Genomic DNA, 3,451 nt, shown 5'->3' with positions numbered 1-3,451 from the left:
TAGGCTTTTCACAATGTGTCTCCCCAGAATTGTGATATGAGATGGTAGTCTATGATGGTGAACGCAACCAGTAAATCAGACAGCAACAAACAGCGTCTTGCCGCGTGCGCCAGCGGGGAAACAGCCAATGACCGCAATAGGTTCCCCCACTGTCAGCTTATTTTTACCAGCGGGACGCAAACGAAGGCGCACAACATCAATGACGCCATATCACCAGCGGGAGACAACACGCATTCAGGCCATGAAAAGCACAGTCTCAAATCTGCGAGATATTGGCCTTGATGACACAGACCACGCCGTGCCTTTCATAGGAAATCTGTGCATCGCCTTTCAGCTCGGCAGTCAGCAAACGCTCCACCAGTGTTGAGCCAAACCCCCTGCGGGTTGGTGGCACGACATCAGGCCCGCCCTCTTCTTTCCAGATGATGGTCAGCTGCGAAGTGGCAAGGTCGTGGTCCCAGACAATCGAAACCCGGCCACCGGCAACCGACAGCGCACCATATTTGGCGGCATTGGTGGCAAGCTCATGCAGCGCAAGCGACAAGGAAACAACCGCCTTTGGCGGCAAAGGCACGGTTGGTCCACGAACGGTAAATGTCTCGGCGGGATAGGGTGATATGGCCTGCAGCACCACGGACTTCAGCTCGGCAAACTGCCAGTCACCATGCAACAGCAGATCCTGCGCCCGACTGAGCGACGACAAGCGGCTGGTAAAGGCATCAACATCCTCGCGGTGGTCCTTGTCGCGGCCCATGGTCTGCCTTGCAATGGCGGTGACGGTGGCAAGGATATTCTTGACGCGGTGATGCAGCTCTCCCACCAGAATGGCCTGCAGCCGCTCGGCCTCCTTGCGCGCCGAAATGTCATGCGCGAGCTTGGAAGCGCCGATCACCCGGCCCGAAGGGTCGATAATCGGCGACACGCTGAGCAGCACATCAACCAGGCTGCCGTCCTTGCGCAGACGCTGCGTCTCGTAGCGGTTGACCACCTGCCCCGCCCTGATCTGCCGAAGAATTTCAGGTTCTTCCTCGGCGCGATCATCAGGCACCAGCATCATCACGGAACGGCCAATTGCCTCCTGGCTGGAATAACCATAAAGCCTTTCGGCCGCGGCGTTCCAGCTGGTAATGACCATATCCAGATCGATGGCCAGCATGGCGTCATTCGATGAGGCAATCATCAGGGCCAGCAGCCGTTCGATCTCCTGCGCACGTTTGCGCTCGGTAATATCGACAACAATGGCAACAGTCTGCACGATGCGGCCGCTTTCATCACGGATGGCAGACACCGAATTGCCTCCCCACACCAGGCTGCCATCTCCACGCACATAGCGTTTTTCAATGTCGAAACTTTCACCTGTCTCGACCAGCCGTTTGAACAGTATCGCATTGCCCGGCACATCTTCCGCATAGGTGATGGCCTGAATATGCGTGCCAATCAGCTCGCTCGCCGGGCGGTTGACGATCTCACAATAACGCTGGTTCACGCTGATCAGCTTGCCGCTCAGGTCGCTGAGAGCGATACCGGCAGCCGACTGCGAGAAGATCGCCCGGAAACGCTCCTCGCTTTCGCGCATTGCCGCATCGGCTTTGACGCGATCGGTGGTCTCGTTGACGATACAGAATACGCCACAGACAGTTTTGTTCTGATCACGCACCGGCGAATAGGAAATGTCGAAATAGACGGTTTCTGGAAAACCATGTCGCTCAATGTAAAACGGCCTGTCCTTGGCTGCCACCGTTTCGCCATTCTCAAAAACGCGCTTCAGCAGCGGTTCGAGGTCATCCCAAAGTTCCGTCCAGTATTCCCGGCCAGGCCTGCCAAAGGCATGGGGGTGTTTGTCACCAATGGTCGGAGCGTAAATATCGTTATAAAGCGCGACGAATTCAGGACCCCAGAACATCGCGATCTGCGCCTGAGAGGGGATCATGATATCAACGGCGGCCTGCAGACAGGCTGGCCATTCAGCCCTTGGGCCCAGCGGAGACGCCGCCCAATCCACGGTTTCCAGCAAGTCGACAACCGAAACAGCGTTTGCTGGTTTTGCCTGCCCGGTCAGACCCAAGTCCCCCATTCCGTTCATTCCAGAAGGCCCACGCAGTTACGGTTACCAATACAGCCCTCTGTAACATGACAGGACTTCCAAACTTCGACAAGATGGGCTGTTCAAACGGCGTTTCAGAGCGAAGTCAGGGCACGACAGGCGCCCTGACAACGATAAAAACTCACTCGACGGTCCAGCTTTATTGGACGAACGGTCTCACTCAACGATTTGGCCGGTCGCAATCTGATCCATGAGATTAAACAACGCAGCTTCGGGGTCGATATCCACGCCCAGATTGATGTGAGAAACCGCTTGCATGGTGCGGTGAATCAGATCGATACGCACCTGCTCATTGCCGCTATACAGCGTGGAGCGGTCGTATAGCACGCCGCGTATTGTATCAGTGTTGGAATACGTCATGACGCCACCCTCCTTATGAAAGTGGGAGCACATAGGAACTCTCCGTCGCCACCGCCCACGAAGTCGGTTGGCAACGATGGCGGCATCATACGCCTAAGGTTTAAGAAGTCCATGTCACAATCATGACAGTGGCTTATTCAGCAGATAAAAACGCACGTTTGTTACGAGAGATCACATCATCTGCAGAAACGGAGATGAATTCGTGGTCTCCGGCACGCATGGCAGGCTCAAGTTCCCGCTGCAAAACATCCCACGCGTCGATTTTCATTCGCCGATCGCAAAGGCTCACCGATTTTGTAATGACCTGTTTCATGCTTGCATTCTCTCTCCACAAACACGGTATTTTACAAAACAATGATGTATGACCTGTTTTTTTGAAAATCATTTATCAGTCATATAATAATCATTAAGGTCTTGCGCGCAGATTGCATGCTTAAACAGTACGCAACCGAATCGACTTTGAGCCCTCACCGGCGCCATGGTCGCTCATCGAAATTTCACGGGGCACAGGTGGGGCAGATTATTTCCGAAAGCGTACTGGATGCGGCTTTAAAAGAGCTGTTTGATCTCTCACCAGTCCCGTTTTCCATTTCCACAATCGATCATGACTCGCGGTACATCAAGGTGAACCCCGCCTATCTCAGGCTGGTTGGTCGCACCTGGGAAGAGCTGAATGGCCAGCCACTGGGCACTGACCTGCCCTACCCGCTGGATGATCCCGCCCGCATGAAGCGTCTGCATCTCTTGGATACGCAAGGTTTTTACGAACTCGCCGAGGTTGACATGCTGCATTCCAGCGGCCGCGTCATTCCAGGCCTGATCAGTGCGCAACGCCGTCGCATCGATGGTGAGAGTTTCGACATCGAAATCATTCTCGATAACTCCGAGCGCAAAGCCTATGAGCGCGCCATCATGGAGGCGGCCTTTGTCGACACCATGACCGGCCTACAGAACAGGGCCTCGTTTGAAAGCTATCTGCGAAAAGCG

Annotated in this window: 4 protein-coding genes; 1 reads left to right on the top strand and 3 read right to left on the bottom strand. The window is 54.8% G+C overall.

Going from position 1 to position 3,451, the window contains the following annotated elements:
• Positions 1–256 precede the first annotated feature (256 nt).
• The 3 genes from RT613_RS19795 to RT613_RS19785 form a co-directional block, all read right to left on the bottom strand.
• Positions 257–2,074 (bottom strand): PAS domain S-box protein, encoded by a 1,818-nt coding sequence (locus tag RT613_RS19795; RefSeq protein ID WP_313618102.1) that lies wholly within the window; start codon positions 2,072–2,074, stop codon positions 257–259.
• Positions 2,075–2,260: 186 nt separating this feature from the next.
• Positions 2,261–2,464 carry a hypothetical protein gene (locus RT613_RS19790; RefSeq protein WP_313618101.1) on the bottom strand — a complete coding sequence of 68 codons (204 nt, stop codon included), beginning with the start codon at positions 2,462–2,464 and terminating at the stop codon, positions 2,261–2,263.
• A 133-nt stretch (positions 2,465–2,597) separates the two neighbouring features.
• On the bottom strand, positions 2,598–2,777 hold the full coding sequence (locus RT613_RS19785; RefSeq protein WP_313618100.1) for a hypothetical protein: 180 nt from the start codon (positions 2,775–2,777) through the stop codon (positions 2,598–2,600).
• A 197-nt stretch (positions 2,778–2,974) separates the two neighbouring features.
• On the opposite strand from RT613_RS19785, the gene RT613_RS19780 reads away from it, so the two are divergent.
• Positions 2,975–3,451 (top strand): PAS domain S-box protein (locus RT613_RS19780; protein ID WP_313618099.1); only part of this gene is annotated, 477 nt, incomplete at its 3' end.

It is taken from the genome of Agrobacterium sp. (assembly GCF_032092815.1).
GTDB lineage: Bacteria > Pseudomonadota > Alphaproteobacteria > Rhizobiales > Rhizobiaceae > Agrobacterium.
Note: the sequence above shows the minus strand (reverse complement) of the source record. Positions and strands in the feature narration are given on the sequence as shown.

Coding starts and splice junctions, on each gene's coding strand:
- RT613_RS19795 (WP_313618102.1), bottom strand. CDS start 2,074: ATGGGGGACTTGGGTCTGACCGGGCAGGCAAAACCAGCAAACGCTGTT.
- RT613_RS19785 (WP_313618100.1), bottom strand. CDS start 2,777: ATGAAACAGGTCATTACAAAATCGGTGAGCCTTTGCGATCGGCGAATG.
- RT613_RS19790 (WP_313618101.1), bottom strand. CDS start 2,464: ATGACGTATTCCAACACTGATACAATACGCGGCGTGCTATACGACCGC.